Annotated in this window: 13 protein-coding genes and 2 pseudogenes; 9 read left to right on the top strand and 6 right to left on the bottom strand. The window is 71.5% G+C overall.

All coding sequences use genetic code 11. From position 1 onward, the window contains the following. The first annotated feature begins 22 nt into the window (after positions 1-22). Positions 23-664, top strand: a complete 642-nt coding sequence (locus tag QFZ58_RS02060) for an HAD family hydrolase (RefSeq protein WP_307123141.1) — start codon at positions 23-25, stop codon at positions 662-664. Between the two features lie 102 nt (positions 665-766). Further along, a complete protein-coding gene (locus QFZ58_RS02055) occupies positions 767-1,954 on the top strand; it encodes a helix-turn-helix domain-containing protein (protein ID WP_307123140.1) in 1,188 nt (395 codons plus the stop codon). Between the two features lie 903 nt (positions 1,955-2,857). Here QFZ58_RS02055 and QFZ58_RS02050 read toward each other — a convergent pair. Both QFZ58_RS02050 and QFZ58_RS34375 read right to left on the bottom strand, forming a co-directional pair. Beyond that, positions 2,858-3,247 (bottom strand): hypothetical protein, encoded by a 390-nt coding sequence (locus QFZ58_RS02050; RefSeq protein ID WP_307123139.1) that lies wholly within the window; start codon positions 3,245-3,247, stop codon positions 2,858-2,860. A 33-nt stretch (positions 3,248-3,280) separates the two neighbouring features. Continuing rightward, positions 3,281-3,469: pseudogene (locus QFZ58_RS34375) on the bottom strand (GntR family transcriptional regulator); the annotation flags it as partial. 244 nt (positions 3,470-3,713) lie between these two features. Between QFZ58_RS34375 and QFZ58_RS02045 the strand changes: the two are divergent. The 3 genes and pseudogenes from QFZ58_RS02045 to QFZ58_RS02035 all read left to right on the top strand — a co-directional run bounded on the left by QFZ58_RS02045 (position 3,714) and on the right by QFZ58_RS02035 (position 7,215). Beyond that, on the top strand, positions 3,714-3,959 hold the full coding sequence (locus QFZ58_RS02045; protein WP_307123138.1) for a hypothetical protein: 246 nt from the start codon (positions 3,714-3,716) through the stop codon (positions 3,957-3,959). A gap of 190 nt (positions 3,960-4,149) precedes the next feature. Continuing rightward, positions 4,150-4,908: pseudogene (locus QFZ58_RS02040) on the top strand (oxygenase MpaB family protein); the annotation flags it as partial. 27 nt (positions 4,909-4,935) lie between these two features. After that, positions 4,936-7,215: a serine/threonine-protein kinase gene (locus QFZ58_RS02035; protein WP_307123137.1), complete on the top strand. Its 2,280-nt coding sequence runs from the start codon at positions 4,936-4,938 to the stop codon at positions 7,213-7,215. A gap of 7 nt (positions 7,216-7,222) precedes the next feature. On the opposite strand, the gene QFZ58_RS02030 is transcribed toward QFZ58_RS02035, so the two are convergent. After that, positions 7,223-7,849, bottom strand: a complete 627-nt coding sequence (locus QFZ58_RS02030) for a DinB family protein (RefSeq protein ID WP_307123136.1) — start codon at positions 7,847-7,849, stop codon at positions 7,223-7,225. Positions 7,850-7,985: 136 nt separating this feature from the next. Between QFZ58_RS02030 and QFZ58_RS02025 the strand changes: the two genes are divergently transcribed. Beyond that, entirely contained in the window at positions 7,986-9,566 is a 1,581-nt protein-coding gene (locus QFZ58_RS02025; RefSeq protein WP_307123135.1) for an NAD(P)/FAD-dependent oxidoreductase, read from the top strand. Positions 9,567-9,776: 210 nt separating this feature from the next. On the opposite strand, the gene QFZ58_RS02020 is transcribed toward QFZ58_RS02025, so the two are convergent. From QFZ58_RS02020 to QFZ58_RS02010, 3 genes are all read right to left on the bottom strand, one after another. After that, positions 9,777-11,189, bottom strand: coding sequence for an endo-1,4-beta-xylanase (locus QFZ58_RS02020; protein ID WP_307123134.1), 1,413 nt, complete (start codon positions 11,187-11,189; stop codon positions 9,777-9,779). Positions 11,190-11,657: 468 nt separating this feature from the next. Next, positions 11,658-12,299: an SIMPL domain-containing protein gene (locus QFZ58_RS02015; RefSeq protein WP_307123133.1), complete on the bottom strand. Its 642-nt coding sequence runs from the start codon at positions 12,297-12,299 to the stop codon at positions 11,658-11,660. 27 nt (positions 12,300-12,326) lie between these two features. Further along, entirely contained in the window at positions 12,327-14,180 is a 1,854-nt protein-coding gene (locus tag QFZ58_RS02010) for a serine hydrolase (RefSeq protein ID WP_307123132.1), read from the bottom strand. Between the two features lie 287 nt (positions 14,181-14,467). Here QFZ58_RS02010 and QFZ58_RS02005 point away from each other — a divergent pair, with 287 nt between their 5' ends. The 3 genes from QFZ58_RS02005 (at position 14,468) to QFZ58_RS01995 (ending at position 18,024) form a co-directional block, all read left to right on the top strand. Then, positions 14,468-15,979: an acyl-CoA synthetase gene (locus QFZ58_RS02005; protein ID WP_307123131.1), complete on the top strand. Its 1,512-nt coding sequence runs from the start codon at positions 14,468-14,470 to the stop codon at positions 15,977-15,979. Between the two features lie 362 nt (positions 15,980-16,341). After that, on the top strand, positions 16,342-16,842 hold the full coding sequence (locus QFZ58_RS02000) for a sortase (protein ID WP_307123130.1): 501 nt from the start codon (positions 16,342-16,344) through the stop codon (positions 16,840-16,842). 270 nt (positions 16,843-17,112) lie between these two features. Then, complete coding sequence (locus QFZ58_RS01995) at positions 17,113-18,024, top strand: class F sortase (protein ID WP_373428505.1); 912 nt, start codon at positions 17,113-17,115, stop codon at positions 18,022-18,024. Positions 18,025-18,055 lie beyond the last annotated feature (31 nt).

The following is an 18,055-nucleotide window of genomic DNA, read 5'->3' as shown; positions in this document are numbered from 1 at the left end:
GCCCTCCCGTAAGGTCGGCACCGTGATTGAGACCATCGTCTTCGACGTCGGCGAAACCCTCGTCCGCGACGACCGCTACTGGGGGACATGGGCTGACTGGCTCGACATCCCGCAGCACACGGTCAGCGCCCTGGTAGGCGCCGTCGTCACCCAGGGCAGAGACAACGCCGACGCCCTTCGCCTCGTCCGCCCGGGCCTCGACGTCGACGCCGAGTACGCGGCGCGGGAGGCAGCCGGCCGCGGCGAGTACCTCGACGAAACGGACATCTACCCCGACGTCCGCCCTGCCCTGACGGGGCTACGCGAGCTCGGAGTCCGGGTGATCGTCGCAGGTAACCAGACCACTAAGGCGGGTGAACTTCTGCGCACCCTCGACCTGCCCGCCGACCTGGTCGCCACGTCCGCCGAGTGGGGGGTCGCTAAGCCGGACGCCGCCTTCTACGCGCGGGTCCTCGAGGTGTCCGGCGCCATGGCATCCGAAACCCTCTACGTCGGCGACCATCCGGCCAACGACATCTTCCCAGCGCGCAGGGCCGGCCTGCGAACTGCGCACATCCGCCGCGGCCCGTGGGGCCACTGGTGGGCAGACACCCCAGACGTCCGGGCCGCTGCGGACTGGTCCATCAACTCCCTGACCGAGCTCATCAACCTCGTCAGCTACTAACCGAACGGCCCCGCCCCGAGCGCGTGTCGGGCGGGGCCGCTCGCGTACCACCGGCACATAGCCGCCGGTACGGTTCGGAGTGAAGCCCCGAACGGAGTCAGTATGCAGCCGACCTCAGGCAGCCCGGTAGGCCGGCGCATCGCCTACTACCGCAGCGTCGCCCGCCCCAAGATGACCCAGCAGCAGCTCTCCGAAGCGGCATGCGTCGCATTGGGCACGATCCGGAAGATTGAGCGGGGGGAGCGCGGCGTCACCGACGAGACACTGGACGCCATCGCGGCAGCCCTGGGCGTGGACCCCTCCCGCTTGGTCGCCGACCGGGAGCACGCGTCCAGCCGAGTCCGCAGCGCCCTGCCGGCCCTGTCGGCTGCCATCGCCGCCTACGACATTCCGGACGACGGCCCGGTCCGCCCGCTCCCGGAGCTGCGGGCCGGCGTCGCCCAGGCCACAGCGTGGAGACTGTCAGCGCAGTACCTGCAGATCGTCCGCACGATTCCTGACCTGCTGGTCGAGCTTGCCCGGGCCGCCCACAATGCGCCCCCGCAGCGGCAGGCAGAGCTCGCCACCCTCCTCGTCACCGCGTACCGGTCAGCTGACGCGGTTGCGTACAAGTACGGGGCCCGCGACCTGTCCGCACGCCTTGTCGAGCTGATGCGATGGGCCGCCCCCGCCGCCCAGGACCCGCTCCTCATCGCCGCGGTGGGGTACGTCCGGACGGAAACGTTCTTCGCCGCCCGGGCACATGCGGCTGGGCTGCGTGCTCTGGAGCAGGCCATCGACTCCTGCCCGCCGGCTACCGGCGTGGTTGCGGTAGCTGCCCGCGGCGCACTGCACATGAGGGCTGCGGTCATCGCCGGACGAGCAGGCAGCAGCGACTCGGCCGACGAGCACCTCACCGCAGCCAGGACCCTGGGGGACCAGGTCCCCGAAAACGTCTACCAGGGGACGGCGTTCGGCCCGGACTCGGTGCGCATCCACGAGGTGTCCACCGCGGTGAGCCTCGGCAGTGACCATGTGCAGCGGGCCTTCGACGTCGCCCGCGAGTGGGCACCGCCCGTAGACCTGCCGGCAGAGCGCCGCTCCGGTTTCTATGTGGAGCTGGCGCGCGCCCAGCTGTGGGGCGGACTCGCCGATGACGCCTTCGAGTCTCTCAAGGTCGCTCGCCGGATCGCGCCGCAGCACACCCGCGAGCATCCGTGGGTACGGGAGGACGCCGCGACACTGCGCCGGTTGAAGCGGGCGGATGCTGAGAGCCTCACCAATTTCGCGGAGTGGTGCCACGCGGATTAGGTACCCCTCGGTACCCCTCGCCGGGGTACTTGTGCCCTTCCGTGCGGTCCATGATCTGCCCATGAGCGCATCACATTCCGCGCCGGCCACCGGCGTACAGCCCAGCTTCGCCCGGTTACACGGTCTGGCTTGCTGGCACTGCGGGGCCGTCACTACCGACCTGCAGCCCGCCGGTGAGGTCACCCTCGACGACGAGACACGGGCCTGGCCGGTCGTCACATGCCCTGCGCATCAGGGGCGGGGGCTGTTGTGACGACCAGGCAACTCCCGCCAGTCAGCTCGTTGACGATGCAGCAGCAGCGCGGCTGGGTGTGCGTCTGGTGCGGCACGGAGCTTTACACGGGGACCGCGCGGGATCTCGGCGAACAACGGCATCGGCCGGCCAGTGGTGCGGCCTACGCGTGGTTCCCGCGGGCCTGCCCGAACATGGCGGCCTGCGCCGCGCGGGAGTCCACGCTGTGACCCCGGACCGGCCACTGCCCTCGCTGGAGTCGCTGAGTTGGGATCAGTCGATGGGCCGGGCGTGCATTTGGTGCAACCGGCTACTCACGGCCGGCGCCGTGCTGGCGGGCGTGATCCATGGGCGGGACGGAGTGCACGTCCTGGACACGACGGTGTGGGCGGGCCCGTGCTGCACGAAGCCGACCGTCACATGACTCCCGCCCGCGGCTACGCCGAAGCCGCGGGCGGGGCAGACGGATGAGGTCTACGCCAGTGACCGATTACGTGAAGATGGGGCACCGTACCGCGAAGTAGCCCAGCGCTCTGGCCAGCGGTTATACGCGCGGTGACCGTACCGGGTGGTAGCTGCAAATACCTGCCGTCCAACACTAGTTTTTAGGTCAAATATGGGTAAGGGTCGTTGAACGTTGGCCTTCGTGCAATTGCGCCAGGCTGACCGCGTCACAGACGGATGGTCCACCGATCCAACGGCAAGATCAGATCAGCAGTTTCTGTGGGGGCACCATGAGCGTCAAGGCGAGTGCGCATCACCCGGTACGCCAGCGAATCGACGAGCAGCCCCAAGGCGTGAGCCTGTACTTCGTTCAGCGGAATCACGCCCAGCTCGGCAACGAACGACACGTGCGGGCGACGCCGGCCCTGCCACCACGCCGAGGCGAGCATCGTCGACCGCCCGCCAGGCTCCAGCCGCTCGACGGTCTCGTGCTGCAGCAGGCTCCCGGGCAGAACGCCCAGGCGGCCGGCCAGCTCATCAGTCGCACGCCACGGCCGGGTGTCCGTCTTCTCGCTGTCGAACGGCCACTCGGCATCCACGTCGGTCAGAGTCCGCATGGCAGGAGGATGCGCCACGGTGACGTGACGACCCCTCTCGCCATCAAGGACTCCACTCCGACGGAGGAGGTCGTAGGCGAGGCGGGCTGTCTGCTCGTGGACGTGGTACTCCCGGGCCATGCCCTTGCGGGAAGGGAGTGCCTGACCGACGGCCCACTCCCCGGCCTGGATGCGGCGGCGGATGTCGGCGGCGATGCGCCTGTACTCCGCCGCTCCTGGCATCCGAACCCCTGACGCGACCGATGATCATCGAGTGGGGTCCGAACTTACGAAGTGGACGGGCAGCCTGATATATCAGGTTAGTCGCGGTGGCCTGGCATATGCCGCAGGCTAGGTCTACTGTCCGCGCCCGAGCGCGCGTTCGCTTACGCGAGTAGCCCACCCGCAGCCTGCGGTTCTCGCTAGAGAGGGAGGGAATATGCGATCCACCCCGGTAATCGACGACATGCCATCCAGGAGGCCAGCCATGGACCACCAGCAAATTCTCGGGCTCTACACGTGGGAGCTGGGCACCTGTTTTCGGCATCCTGGCGCCGGCGAGCTCGAGACGACTGTTGTGCAGACGCTGCGCACCCGCCTGGGGTCGGTGGAACACATCAGGGCCTGCCCGTCCTGCGTCGTGGCCATGGAGGCGAAGCGGCAGAGATTGTGCGAAGAGGCAGGTGTCGCGTATGAACCCGGCCACGCCGGAGAGGCGTGCGAGCCCGACTAGGCCCTGGTGGGGGCCTCGGTGCCGGGCGGTTTTCGGGGAGAATCTGGGGGGCGTTGAGTCCCTGGGGGGTAACCGGGGGGACTCAGGAATGGGACTCAAGGGAACTCGCGGGCAGTCAAGGGAAGTGAAAGTCGGCAGGTCAACAGGCATTTCGAGGTACCGGCGGAAGGATGCCGCAGCTGAGCAACCCGGTGTCATGCAGAACTCCGACTTCCGCCAGGACGCCTGGGGACGGCTGATGCGCACGGCCGACTTCGTCGGCACGCTCACCTACGGCACGGCGGAGGCCGCCGAGAAGTACGGCGCCCGGGTCCGCAGGATCCACCGCCTCCTCAAGGCCACCGATCCGCTGACCGGCGAGAGCTACGGCGTCGACGAACCCGGACTGCTGCTCTGGGTCCACTGCGCCGAGATCGACTCCTACCTCCAGGTCGGTCGCCGCTCCGGCCTCCCGCTCACCAGCGCCCTGGCCGACCGGTACGTCGACGAGCAGCGCGAGAGCGCACGCCTCGTCGGCCTCGACCCGTCGGGCGTCCCCGGAACCGCAGCAGCACTCGCCGCCTACTTCGAGCGCGTCCGCCTCGAACTCGACGCCGGACCCGAGGCCCTGGAGGTCGACGACTTCCTGCGCGAGCCGCCGGTCCATGCCCTGCTGACCCCTGCGCGTGCGCTGCTGTGGCGGCGCGTGGCGGCACTCGCCTACGACTCACTGCCCCCGTACGCCCACGAGCTGTACGGCAGGGCCGCGCCGCCCCTCGGGGCCGTCGACCGCCGCCTGCGCGCAGCGGGGACCGCGCTGCGCCGCATCCCGGCGCCCGTGCGCCGGCTCCTGCCGCCCGGCCACATCGCGAAGGCGATGCGACGACTGGGGCCCGGCAGCGGCCCCGCGCCGTACAAACTCCGCAGACAGGGCGCCATACTGGACGGGCCGGGGAGGGCGCAGCAGTAGGCGATGCAACGGGGGCGGCAACAGGCGATGGCGGACACCAGGCTGATCCAGAGCCGGTACCAGTTGCTCGATCTGATCGGGCGCGGCGGTATGGGCGAGGTGTGGAGGGCCCGCGACGAGTCCCTGGGCCGGTACGTGGCCGTCAAGTGCCTCAAACCGATGGGTCCCCAGCACGACCGGTCCTTCACCCGCGTCCTGCGTGAACGCTTCCGCCGCGAGGCGAGGGTGGCCGCCGCGCTCCAGCACCGGGGCGTCACCGTCGTCCATGACTTCGGCGAGTCCGACGGCCTCCTGTACCTCGTCATGGAGCTCCTGGAGGGGCGCAACCTCAGTCAGCTCCTCGAGGACAACAAACAGCACCCCCTGCCGGTGCCCGACGTCGTCGACATCGCGGAACAGGTCGCCGACGCGCTCGGCTACACCCACCGGCAGGGCATCGTGCACCGCGACCTCAAGCCCGCCAACATCATGAGGCTCGACGACGGCACCGTGAAGATCTGCGACTTCGGCATCGCCAGACTCGGGCACGACGTCGGCTTCACCTCGCGCCTCACCGGCACCGGCATCGCCATGGGAACCCCGCACTACATGTCGCCCGAGCAGATCAGCGGCGGAGAGGTCGACCACCGCAGCGACCTCTACTCCCTGGGCTGCGTGCTCTACGAGATCGCCACGGGGGTCCCCCCGTTCGACCTGGACGACGCCTGGGCCGTACTCGTAGGACACCGCGACACCCAGCCCGAACCGCTGCGCACCCACCGTGCCGAACTCCCCGGCTTCTTCGACCGGGTCGTCCTGGACCTGCTGGCCAAGGCACCGGGGGAACGGCCGGCCGACGCGGGCGACCTGCGGCAGCGCATCGCACTCGGCCGCACCGGCGAGCAGCCCGCCGCCCCGGGGGCGGGGCGGACGCAGCCGGCTCCCGTCCCCGGCCCGCGGCCCGGCGCCGCGCTGCCCCCGCTGCCGTCCTGGACCCGCAACATGACCACGGGACACAGGGCGACCGGGACGGTCCGCACCCCGACGCCGGGCACCGGCCACACGGCCGAGCTGACCGGTGCGTGGACGACCGGGACCGCTCTGCCGGCCCTCACGGGTGGCCTCCCCGCCGCCACGTCCTTGTTCGCCGAGGGGGCGTCCGCCGAACGCCCCACCCCGTCACCCGCACTGCTCTCCACCCTGGCCGACCGGCACAGCGCGGGGCTCGACCTCGCACGCCTCGGCCACTGGGAGGAGGCGGGTGAGGTGCACCGTACGGTCGCCTCGATGCGCGAACAGGCGCTCGGTCCCGACCACCCCGACACCCTGGCCAGCCGCTACGAGTCCGCCTTCACGCTCAGCCGCACGGGATGCGCCGCGGACGCGCTGCGCGAGTTCGTCCGGGTCGCCGACGGCCGCGAGCGCATCCTGGGCCCCGACCACCCGGAGACACTGGCGGCCCGTCAGGAGACGGCGTACGCCCTCGGACAGCTCGGCCGGCACTTCGAGGCCCACCAGGTGTACGCCGCCGTGCTCGCCTCCCGGGTGCGCTCCATGGGCCCCGACCACCCGGACACCCTGCGCTGCCGCCACAACCTGGCCTTCAACCTCAGCCGGCTCGGACGCCTCGAGGACGCGTACCGCATGGCCCGCGAGGTGGCGGACGCCCGCGGCCGGCTGCTCGGCGAGACACACCCGGACACGCTGGTCACCCGGTACGAAGTGGCGTACACGCTCGGCCGGATGGGCCGCTGGGCCGAAGCCCTGCAGACCTACCGCGACGTCGCACGGGCGCGCGCCCTGGCGCTCGGACCGGACCACCCCGACACCCTGTCCGCCCGTTACGAGGTCGGCATCAGCCTCGGCCGGCTCGGCCGCAGCGCCGAGGCGCTGGAGCTGTACCGCACGCTGGTCGAGGACCGCACCCGGGTCGGTGGGCCCATCGACGCCGAGACGCTGCGCGCGCGGCACGGCCTCGGTGTCAACCTCGGACGGATGGCGCGCTGGGAGGAGGCGCTCGCCGAGGCCCGCGAGGTGTGCGCGATCCGGGAGCGCACCCTGGGACCCGACCACCCCGACACCCTCGTCAGCCGCCGCGAGGTGGCCGTCGGCCTCGGCTGGCTCGGACGCTGGTCGGAGGCGCTCGCCGACTACCGGCGGGTCGCCGAAGCCCGCGAACGGATACTGGGCGCCGACCACCCCGACACCCTCGCCGGCCGCAACGACGAGGCGCACTGCCTGGAACAGCTCGGCCGCAGCACCGAGGCCGTGGATCTCTACCGGCGGGTCGCGGACCTGCGCGGCGGGCGCGGGACGCCGCAGCCCTGAGAGGTGCTCAGGCTCCTGCCCACCCGGCCCGGTAGAGGTCGCGCAGCAGCGCGATCTCGGCGCCGTGGTGCAGGAGTTCCTGGTTCACCCACCAGACGACGTCGACGAAAGGGTCCTCCGGATCACTGCCGTGCGGATACGTGCTGTGCCCGGCCGTGTCGAGGGCGGTGTCGTCGGCGGCCAGCAGTGCCGTCCGCCACGAGTCCGCCGCCGAGCCGAACGCCGCGATCGCGCCGGCGGCGTCGCCGGCGGACCGGTAGTCGTCCCGGGTCAGGCTGTGGCTGCCGGTGGTGTGGTCGGCCCGGAGGGTCAGCAGCTCGGAAAGGTGACTCAGCCGCCACGCGAGCGTGGTGAACGGCGGCGGTGCTGGGTGCGGGAACGGTGTCGCGTCCCGGCCCCAGTCACCCGTCCCGGTCAGGAGGGTCGCGCCCGGGCCGGGGCCGTCGGACCGGCGCCGGACCGACCAGCAATCCGGCACGGGCTCCCACAGGTACTCCTGGTCCGTCATCGCCGCCGTGGGCACGTCCGTACCGCTGCCGCTGTCGACGAACGGGCCCGTCAACCGGTGCGTGAGCCGCTCCCGCGCCCAGTCGAACTGCTCCAGAAGCGGAATCAGGCGTGCCGGTGCGGCCATGGTGTCTCCGGGGGAAGGGGTCGGTGATCGGCCAGTACCCTCCCACAACTCCCGCTCCCGCGCGCACCGATTTCCGGCCGGCCCCGCTCGCCTGCGCCTTCTGGTCATACGCGATCGTCCCGTGCTACGAAGGGGCATGTCCGCAGACGAGAGGCACCCGCCCGGCCGGCCCGCGCACGACAGCTACGACGCGGTCGTCGTCGGCGGTGGCCACAACGGCCTGGTCGCCGCCGCCTACCTCGCCCGCGCCGGGCAGTCCGTCCTCGTCGTGGAGCGCCTCGGCGCAACCGGCGGGGCCGCCGTGTCGACGCGTCCCTTCCCCGGGGTCGCCGCCCGGCTCTCCCGCTACTCGTACCTCGTCTCGCTGCTCCCGAAGAAGATCGTCGACGATCTCGCGCTCGACTTCGCCGTACGCAGGCGCACCGTCTCGTCCTACACCCCGGTCGTGCGGGGCGGGCGTCCCACCGGCCTGCTCGTGGGCGCAGACGCGGAGGCGACCCGGGCGTCCTTCGCCGGGCTCACGGGCGACGACCGCGAGTACGACGCCTGGCGGCGCTTCTACGGCATGACCCGGCGGGTCGCCGAACGCGTCTTCCCCACCCTCACCGAGCCCCTGCCGGACCGCGCGTCCCTGCGGGAACGGATCGACGACGCCGATGCCTGGCGCAGGCTCTTCGAGGAGCCCGTCGGCGTGGCCGTCGAGGAGTACTTCACCGACGACCTGGTCCGCGGAATCGTCCTGACGGACGCGCTGATCGGCACGTTCGCCGACGCCCACGACCCGTCGCTGCGCCAGAACCGCTGCTTCCTCTACCACGTGATCGGCGGCGGCACCGGGGACTGGGACGTCCCGGTCGGCGGCATGGGGGCGCTCACGGACGCGCTGGCCGCAGCCGCCCGGGCGGCGGGCGCCGAGATCCGCGTCCGGCACGAGGCGACCCGTATCGAGACGGACGGGACACGGGCCGAGGTCACCGTGCGCTCGGACGGGGCCGAACACGTCGTCGCGGCCCGCCGCGTCCTGGTCAACGCCTCGCCGCAGACGCTCGCCTGCCTCCTCGGGGAGCAGCCGCCCGCTGCGGCCGAGGGCGCGCAGCTGAAGGTGAACATGCTGCTCACCCGGCTGCCCCGGCTGCGCGACCGCTCGGTGGACCCGCGCGCCGCCTTCGCCGGCACGTTCCACGTCGCCGAGGGGTACGAGCAACTCGCCGACGCCTACCGGGACGCGGTGGCGGGACGGCTGCCCGCCGTCCCGCCGTCCGAGATCTACTGCCACTCGCTGACCGACCCGTCGATCCTCGGCCCGGATCTCGCCGCCCGAGGCCACCAGACCCTCACCCTCTTCGGACTGCACACGCCCGCCCGGCTCTTCACCGCGGACAACGCGGTGACGCGCGGCGAGCTCCTGGCGGCCACACTGGCCGAACTCGACGCCCACCTGGACGAACCGGTCGCCGGCTGCCTGGCACGCGACGAGAACGGCGAGCCGTGCATCGAGGCGAAGACCCCGCTCGATCTGGAACACGATCTGGGGCTGCCCGGCGGCCACATCTTCCACCAGGACCTCGCCTTCCCGTACGCCACCGGGACCACCGGCCGCTGGGGTGTCGAGACGGCACACGCCAACATCCTGCTGTGCGGAGCGGGCGCGGTGCGCGGCGGCGGCGTCAGCGGCGTGCCCGGCCACAACGCCGCCATGGCGGCGCTCGGCCGGTGAGCAGGGCCGCCTCCCGGCAGAGCCGCCTCCCGGCAGAAGGGGGGACGCCGTACTGCGCGGCCGGACGCCACGGCGGTGGGCTCCGCCGCCGCCCCGCCGGTGCACGACGGACCGCCCCGCCCGGTCGGAGGACCGGGCGGGGCGGTGCTACGGGACGGGCGGACGGGTGCGGGTTCCGTCGCGCACGTCCCGGCCGGTGGCCGCCTCCGGTCAGGAGGCGGTGCAGGCGCCCACCACGGGCGCCGTCGTCGAGCCGTTCGTCGTGACGGTGAAACCGAAGGTGGTCGAGGCGCCCGCGGCCAGGTTCCCGTTCCAGGCGGGCTTCACCGTCATCACGGTTCCGCCGGCGTTCCAGGTGGGGGTGCCGTTCCACGTCGCCGAGACCTTCTGCGGCGCGGTGATGGTCACCGGAACCGCCCACGTGCTGATCGCGGAGGTGCCGGCCTTGATGGTCACCTGGCCGTTGTAGCCGCCGCTCCACGAGGCGGTCTGGGTGTAGGCCGCCGTGCAGTCGCCGGTGCCGTCGTCTCCGCCGCCGTTGTCCCCGCCACCGTCGTCACCACCACCGCTCGACCCGCCGAGCGCGGCGAGCACCGCGTCGTAGGCCGGCTTCCTGTTGTAGTCACCGTCGAACAGGAGGGGGGTGCCGCTGCTGCGCCACGAGTACTTGTCGGTGATGCCCCAGACCGTGATGCCGGTGCAGCGGGTGACGCCCAGGCAGGCGTTCACGACGCTGGTGTAGTTGGCGGCCTGCGCGGCACCGGAACCCTCGATGTCCAACTCGGTGATCTGCACGTCGACACCGAGGTCGGCGAAGCGCTGCAGGTTGGCCCGGTAGTCCGACGGGACGGGGGAGTTGCTGTTGAAGTGTGACTGGAAGCCCACGCAGTCGATCGGCACGCCGCGCTGCTTGAAGTCCTTTACCATGGCGTAGACCGCGTTGCTCTTCGCGTTCTGGCCGTCGGTGTTGTAGTCGTTGTAGCAGAGCTTGGCGTTCGCATCGACCGTGCGGGCCGTGCGGAACGCCTCCTCGATGAAGCCGTTGCCCAGCTTGTCCTGGAAGGGCGAACTGCGCCGCGCACCGCTGCTGCCGTCCTGGTACGCCTCGTTCACCACGTCCCAGGAGTCGATCTTGCCCTTGTAGTGCGTCATCACCTGGGTGATGTGGTTGTTCATCGCCGAGCGCAGATCGGTGGCGCTCAGGCCGCTGACCCAGCCGGGCAGCTGCGAGTGCCACACGAGCGTGTGCCCCCGGACCTTCATGCCCTTGGCCTGGGCATGGCTGACGATCTGGTCGGCGGCCGAGAAGCTGAACGAGCCGCGGGTGCTCTCCACCGCGTCCCACTTCATCTCGTTCTCGGGGGTGACCGAGCCGAACTGCGCATCCAGCGTCGAGGCGTACGGGGCCTCGCCGAGGTGGTTGGCCGCCACCGCGGTGCCGAAGTACCGGCCTTTCGCCGCCGCGGCGTTGCCGAGCGTACCGACGGCCTCGGCCGTCCCCGCGAGCGACACGACGCCGGCAGCGGCCAGGACCCCCGCCGTGACGAGGGACAGTGCGCGCCGGGCGCGAGCCGGCAGCTGCGGGCGGGCGGGCCCGCCCGCGGTGAATATCCTCTGGGCCATCACGTTTTCCAGCCTCTTCTTCCGGTTGCCGGGCTGATCGGAGGGAACGCCCGGGCGGGATGAGTCGAACCGTTCGAGGTGCTGTGCAGCAGTCGGCGGCGGCGGAAGGGCGCCTGTGCCGACGGGAGGAAACGAGCGGTGGAACAAGGGAGCGAGGGAGAGTATGCGCTTCACGCCACGTCAGGTCAACGCTGTATTTCCGAAACATTTCCGAGCGAATGCCCGCTCACGTGAGGGGAGTTGAGGCGATGAGCTGCACCTATGGCGCTCCCGGCGGGTTGATGGGGGCCGTCGGGTTGCGCGGCGACGTAATGGCGCTCGGGGGTGACGAAATTTCCGCACGGGAAGTTACGAAACTTTCGATGTGCCCATAGGGCTTCGGATCCGGACGTGCGGAGGTCCGGATACAGGAGCGCGGGCCGCCCTCCCGGGCGGCCCGCGCTCCTGTGCGCGCCGTGGCGCGTGTCCTCAGCCGGCTGTGAGGGAGAGGCCGATCACGACTCCCGCCGACACCGTGACCTTTCCCGGCGTGAGATCTCCCTCGCCCCCGCCGCTGGGGCTGCCGTGGCCCCGGTAACCCTGCATCTGCTCCGCGTCCACGTCCTTGATGTGGACGACGGGACCGAGCCGCACCCCGGCCGCGTCCGCGTACAAGACCGCCTTCTCCCGAGCCGCCGCCACGGCCGCGGTGCGTGCCCGGGCACGCAGCTCCTTCTTCGTGCTCACGTCGAATTCCACACCCTTGACCTGGTTGGCCCCCGCGTCCACGACGTCGATGAGCACGGATTCGAGCGTGTCCAGCTCCCGCAGTTCGATCACGAACGAGGCGGTGCACTCGTAGCCGAGGAACGTGCGTTCGCTGCCGTAGCTCCACTGGGACTCGAGGTTCAGCCGGGACGTCGACACGGCGGCCTCGGGCACCCCGTGCCCACGCAGGACCTCCCGGATCCGGTTCACCGCGCTCCGCGTGGCGGTGAACGCCTCACCCGGCGTGTTCCTCGTCTGCTCGATGGCGACGCGCATGCGTGCCAGGTCGGGAGCGGCGTCCACGCTCGCCGCCCCGAACACCGACACGCCCCACGGACTGTCTATGGACTGGGTTTCGTTCATGACGGTCATCCAACCAGCAGCACGCGCTCAGTCGTTCGAGACGGTCCATCCCGTCGCCTCGACGCGCCGGGCGTCGCGGGCCTTGTCGCCGTCGAAGAGCGTACGGCGCCCGTCCCGGACCCGGACATCGTCCACGTACGCCCCGCGCCCCACGTACAACTCGTCGGTGGTGTACCGCCAGCGCAGCAGCACCTCCCTTCCGCGCCAGCCGGCCAGGTCCGCCTCCAGCCGGTGCCAAATGCGCCCGGACCACCCGGACACCGAGCCCGTCGCGTGCGACCGCGGCTCCTGAGGCCCCTCTCCCCGGCCCGGGACGGTGGTGAACGGCACCGGCTGCCACGAAGCCCCGGCGTCCACCGAGGCTTCGAGGCGCAGGAAGTCGGAGGCGGGCTCGGTGTCCCACCACAGTGCGCAGCTCAGCACCGGGTGGGCGGAAGCCGGACGCAGCGCCGGCAGCGTGAGTGTCGCGGTCGCCGAGCTCGCCATACCGGAGAACCAGGCGGTACGGCCGTGAGCGGGGTGGACGGGCACCGCGCGGGCCATCCTGTTGGCCGTGGCGACCCGTGGTGCGCTGCCCGAGCGCCAACTGCGCACGGGATGTACGGAGTTCCCCAGGACGATCAGGAAGGAGTCCGTCGTCGGATCGAGCACCAGGCTGGTGCCGGTGAAGCCCGTGTGGCCGGCTGTGCGCGGGGTGGCCATCGCTCCCATGTACCAGTGCTGGTAGAGCTCGAAGCCCAGGCCGTGCTCGTCACCGGGGAAGGCGGTGTTGAAGTCGGTGAACAGGAGCTCGACGGAGTCCTCGGACAGGATCCGGGAGCGGCCGTAGGCGCCCCCGTTGAGCAGCGTACGGCCGAGGACCGCCAGGTCCCAGGCGCAGGAGAAGACGCCCGCGTGGCCGGCCACCCCGTCCAGGCTGTACGCGTTCTCGTCGTGCACCTCGCCCCAGACGAGCCCGCGCTCCAGCCCCGACCAGGGCAGCCGGGCGTCCTCGGTGGCCGCGATCTTCGGCTTCCAGGAGGCGGGCGGGTTGTACCGGGTGCGGTGCATCCCGAGCGGAGCGGTGATCTCCTGGCGGAGCAGGACGTCCTGGGTCCGGCCGGTGATCTTCTCCAGGACCAGTTGCAGGGAGATCAGGTTGAGGTCGGAGTAGAGGTACGCGGTGCCGGGGGTGGAGGCCGGCACCTCGTCCCACAGCAGGCGGAGCTTCCCCTCCCGGGTCGGCGCCTTGTAGAGCGGGATCCACGCCCGGAAGCCGGAGGTGTGGGTGAGCAGCTGACGTATGGTGACGTCCTGCTTGCCGCCGCCGGCGAATTCCGGGAGGTAGGAGGCGACCGGAGCCTCCAGTGTGAGCGCGCCCCGCTCGATCTGCTGCACGGCCAGGATCGAAGTGAACAGCTTCGACACCGACGCCAGGTCGAAGACCGTGTCCTCGGCCATCGCGATCTGCTGGTCCGCGGGGAACTCCACTCCGGTGTCGGTCGTCTCGTCGTACGCCGAGTAGCGCACCGCCTTTCCGATCGGCCGGTGCAGCGCCACGGTCCCGCCGCGCCCGGCGAGCAGCACCGCACCGGCGTACCACGGGTGCCTGGGGGAATCGGCGAGGTACTTCTCCGCGTCCGCGACGAGCTGGTCGAGCGGCTCGGCCAGCAGACCGGCACGTGCGGCCGAGCCCCGGCGCAACGTGGTGCCGTCCGACCCTGCCCGCATGTCCGTCCCGGCTCCCTCGTCCGCCGCTCCCGTACCCCGCTCGGCGCCGGCGGCCGCTCCCGCCGCCCTCGCGAAGGGGATCGGGGCGAGCGCGAGCGCCCCGCCCAGCGCCAGTATCCCGCCGGCCGTCCTGCGACGGCTCATTCCCCGGTCCGACACGTTCCCGGCCATCAGGAATCCCTTCCCCTCACGTCGAGCGCACCAGTGTGAAAGTAACTGCCAGAATCTCGTCAGGCAATGAAACTTCTCGCCGAAGCAGAGATTACTGGCGTCGCCCCCACTCCGTGGGCCCCCGGCACCACAAAGTATCTGACGGTGCGTCACCCCACTCCGTCCACCGGCACGGCGCAGCGTTCGCGGCCGCGAAGAGGTGCGCCTCCGCCTGCCGCCGCGGGTGTCACCCGCCGGGCCCTGTCAGGTCTCTTGACCCCCGCCGCCCCGCCGAACAGGATCACGTCATGACAGGTGTACGCAGCAGCACAGTCGACGGTGTCGTGGCGCGCAGCGCACGGCGCACCCCCGGAAGCACCGCCGTGCGGTACGCGGATCGGTCGTGGACCTACGCCGCCCTGGACGCGGCCGTCAGTACGGCAGCAGCCGTGCTGACCGGCGCCCACGGGCTGCACCCCGGGGACAGGGTCGCCTCCTACGCCCACAACTCCGACGCGTACCTGATCGCCTACCTGGCCTGCGCCCGGGCCGGTCTGATCCACGTACCGGTCAATCAGAACCTCACCGGCGACGACCTCGCGTACATCCTCCGGCAGTCCGGCAGCTCCCTCGTCCTCACCGATCCCGACCTGGCCTCCCGCGTGCCCTCAGGCCACGCAGTGCACCCCCTGCGCGACGCACCGGACTCGCTCCTCGGCGAACTGGACACCCCGCGCCCCTTCACCCCGGAACGCGCGCCCGGCTCCGACGACCTGGTCCAGCTGCTGTACACCTCCGGGACCACCGCCCGGCCCAAGGGCGCGATGATGACCCACGGCGCCCTGGTCCACGAGTACGTCAGTGCCATCACCGCGCTCGACCTGCGCGCCACCGACCGCCCGGTGCACTCGCTGCCGCTCTACCACTCCGCGCAGATGCACGTGTTCCTGCTCCCGTACCTCGCGGTGGGCGCCGAGAACACCATCCTCGACGCCCCGGACGCGGACCGTGTCTTCGACCTGGTCGAGACAGGCAGGGCCGACAGTTTCTTCGCCCCGCCCACCGTCTGGATCGGCCTGGCCGACCACCCCGGCTTCGCCACCCGTGACCTCGGAGCCCTGCGCAAGGCCTACTACGGAGCCTCGGTCATGCCGGTGCCCGTCCTGGAGCGGCTGCGGGAACGGCTGCCGGGACTGGCCTTCTACAACTGCTTCGGGCAGAGCGAGATCGGTCCCCTCGCCACCGTGCTCGGCCCCGACGAGCACGAGGGCCGGATGGACTCCTGCGGCCGGCCCGTGTTCTTCGTCGAGGCCAAGGTCGTCGACGAGCGGGGCGAGGAGGTCCCCGACGGAACGGCGGGCGAGGTGGTCTACCGTTCCCCGCAGCTGTGCAAGGGCTACTGGGACAAGCCGCAGGAGAGCGCCGATGCCTTCCGCGACGGCTGGTTCCGCTCGGGGGACCTCGCGGTGCGTGATCCCGAGGGTTACTTCACCGTTGTCGACCGGGTGAAGGACGTCATCAACTCGGGAGGTGTGCTCGTCGCCTCCCGGCAGGTGGAGGACGCCCTGTACACCCACCCGGCGGTGGCCGAGGCGGCGGTCGTGGGCCTGCCCGACGAGCGCTGGATCGAGGCCGTCACCGCGATCGTCGTGCTGCGCGGCGAGGCCACGGAGGCCGAACTCATCGCACACACCCGCGCAGGACTGGCTCCCTTCAAGGCCCCGAAGAAGGTCCTGTTCGTCGACGAACTGCCGCGCAACGCCAGCGGCAAGATCCTCAAGAGGGAGCTGAGGGACCGTTTCTCGCGACCCGGTTCCTGAGGGCGCGTGCCGTGCGGACGCCGAGCGGTCCCGGCCGCGCTCGGGACGGTGGAACGGCCCCGGGGCCGCACGGCCCGGTCCGCGCGTCTCCCTCACGGGTCGCCCGGCGTCCGGGCATCGTGTGGCGGGCGTGGACGGCTTAGCCCGTTCGCCGTCTGCCGGACGATCCTTCTGCAGCTCTCGGCGCCGATCGGTTGACCTGCGCAAACGACTGTCCGGGGACGGAGTCCAGGGTCTGGCCGGGTGACGCGCGGGGTGACGGCTCGTGTTGCGCACGTGACGGGCTGTCGGTTGCCTCGGGAACGGAGCACAGCAGAGGCGCCGTGCGACCTGCCGGGCCCTGCTCCCGTTGGAGGATCCTCATGCGCAACACACGTATCGGCGCGGGCATCTGTCTGGCCGTAGGTTCCCTTGCGTTCGCGGCCCCCGCCGCGGAAGCGGCGGCCGGTCCCTCAGGTGACCAGACCATTCACATCAGCCCGGCCCACGCCTCCCCGGGCTCGCAGGTCACCCTCAGCACCAGGGCCTGCGGCAAGGAGACCTACGGCAAGGGGACGTCGGAGGCAGGAGGGGCCTTCCACCTCCTGGAGGGCGACCGCAAGGGCGTGCTCGTCGGTGTGTTCCAGATCCCGAGGGACGCCGAGCCGGGTACGGACACCGTCACCGTGAAGTGCCCGCCCCGCATCAAGATCACGGATACCTACCGGATCACCGACCGTGCCCCCAGGGGCGGAGTCGACGCCGGCTTCGGGACGCCCTCGGACAACAGCGCCCAGCTTGCCGTGGGGGGCGTACTGCTCGCCGGCGCCGTGGCGGGGGGAGTGATCAGGACACGCCGCCGGACGGTCGCCGCCCGGGGCTGACCCGGGGCGTCTCGTCCGGATCACACGGGATGCGCCCTCGCGCGCACGTTCGCGGCGTTGTCGTCCATCACCGACTCCCCGGGGCACCCGGGCCAGGGACACACCGTTTCGCGTCGGCTCTCCCCCCGGCGTGCAGCTGCTCGCACCGCTCCCTGTTCCGGTGCCGTCCGGACGAACGACGCACCGCCCGCCCCGAGGGCGCCGGACACCGTACGGGTCCGGGAGCCCTCGGGATCCCCACCCACCCGCTGCGAAGCAGAGGCACACGCGATGGAAACCGGGCGCAAGGCCGGCACCACGTCACCCCAGCCGTTCCCGACGGTCAAGCACCTCGTATGGGCCGCCCTGGCGGGTACCGTGCTGGTGGTCGGGGGACTGCGTGACGACAGGCCACCGCAGCCACCGGCTCCCGGAACCGCCGCTGCCGTCCCCGCGCCGTCGGGTACCTTCGCGGTGCCCTCCGTTCGCCCCACGCGTGGGGTGCGGGCTCCTGCCCACCCTGTCCCGGAACCTGCCACCCCCTTCCCCACGGGCCGGGCCTCGGCCCCGCCCGTGCTCCTGCACCTGCCGTCCGCTCTTCCCGGCACTCTTCTGCCCCAGCCGCCCACCCCCCTGCGGCCCCTGACGCCGAACCCGGCGCCGACGAGGGCGGCCGCCGCTCCGGCCCCTGCCCGCCCGGCTCCCGGCCGTGGCGACGCCGCCTCGCCTTCCGCCGTACAACCGCTTCCGCCCTCGACCCCGCTCCGGTTGCGGATTCCGGCTCTCGAGGTGGACGCGCCCATGCTGGAGCTCGGCCTCGACGCGACGGGCGCCCTGCAACCTCCGCCCGACGACGACCCCGTCCTCACCGGCTGGTATGCCGGCGGGACCGTGCCGGGCACCGCGGGCACGGCGATCACGGCGGGGCATGTGGACACCCGCGTCGGGCCCGGTGTCTTCTTCGCCCTGGGGTCCCTGCGCAAAGGCGCGACCGTCGAGATCGTCCGGGCCGATCGGCGCACCGCCGTGTTCACGGTCTACGCCGTGGAGCTCTACAGCAAGAACGACTTCCCCGACGACAAGGTCTACGGCCCCTCGGCCCGGCCCGAGCTCCGGGTGATCACCTGCGGGGGCGACTACAGCGAGAAGACGGGCTACCAGGGCAACGTCGTGGTCTTCGCCGCCCTGACGGCCTCTCGTTGACCGCCCAGGCCGGGACGAGGCGCCGGGTGGA

The sequence above is a fragment of the Streptomyces sp. B1I3 genome, from assembly GCF_030816615.1.
Lineage (GTDB): Bacteria > Actinomycetota > Actinomycetes > Streptomycetales > Streptomycetaceae > Streptomyces.
This window is presented reverse-complemented; position numbering and strand designations above follow the sequence as displayed.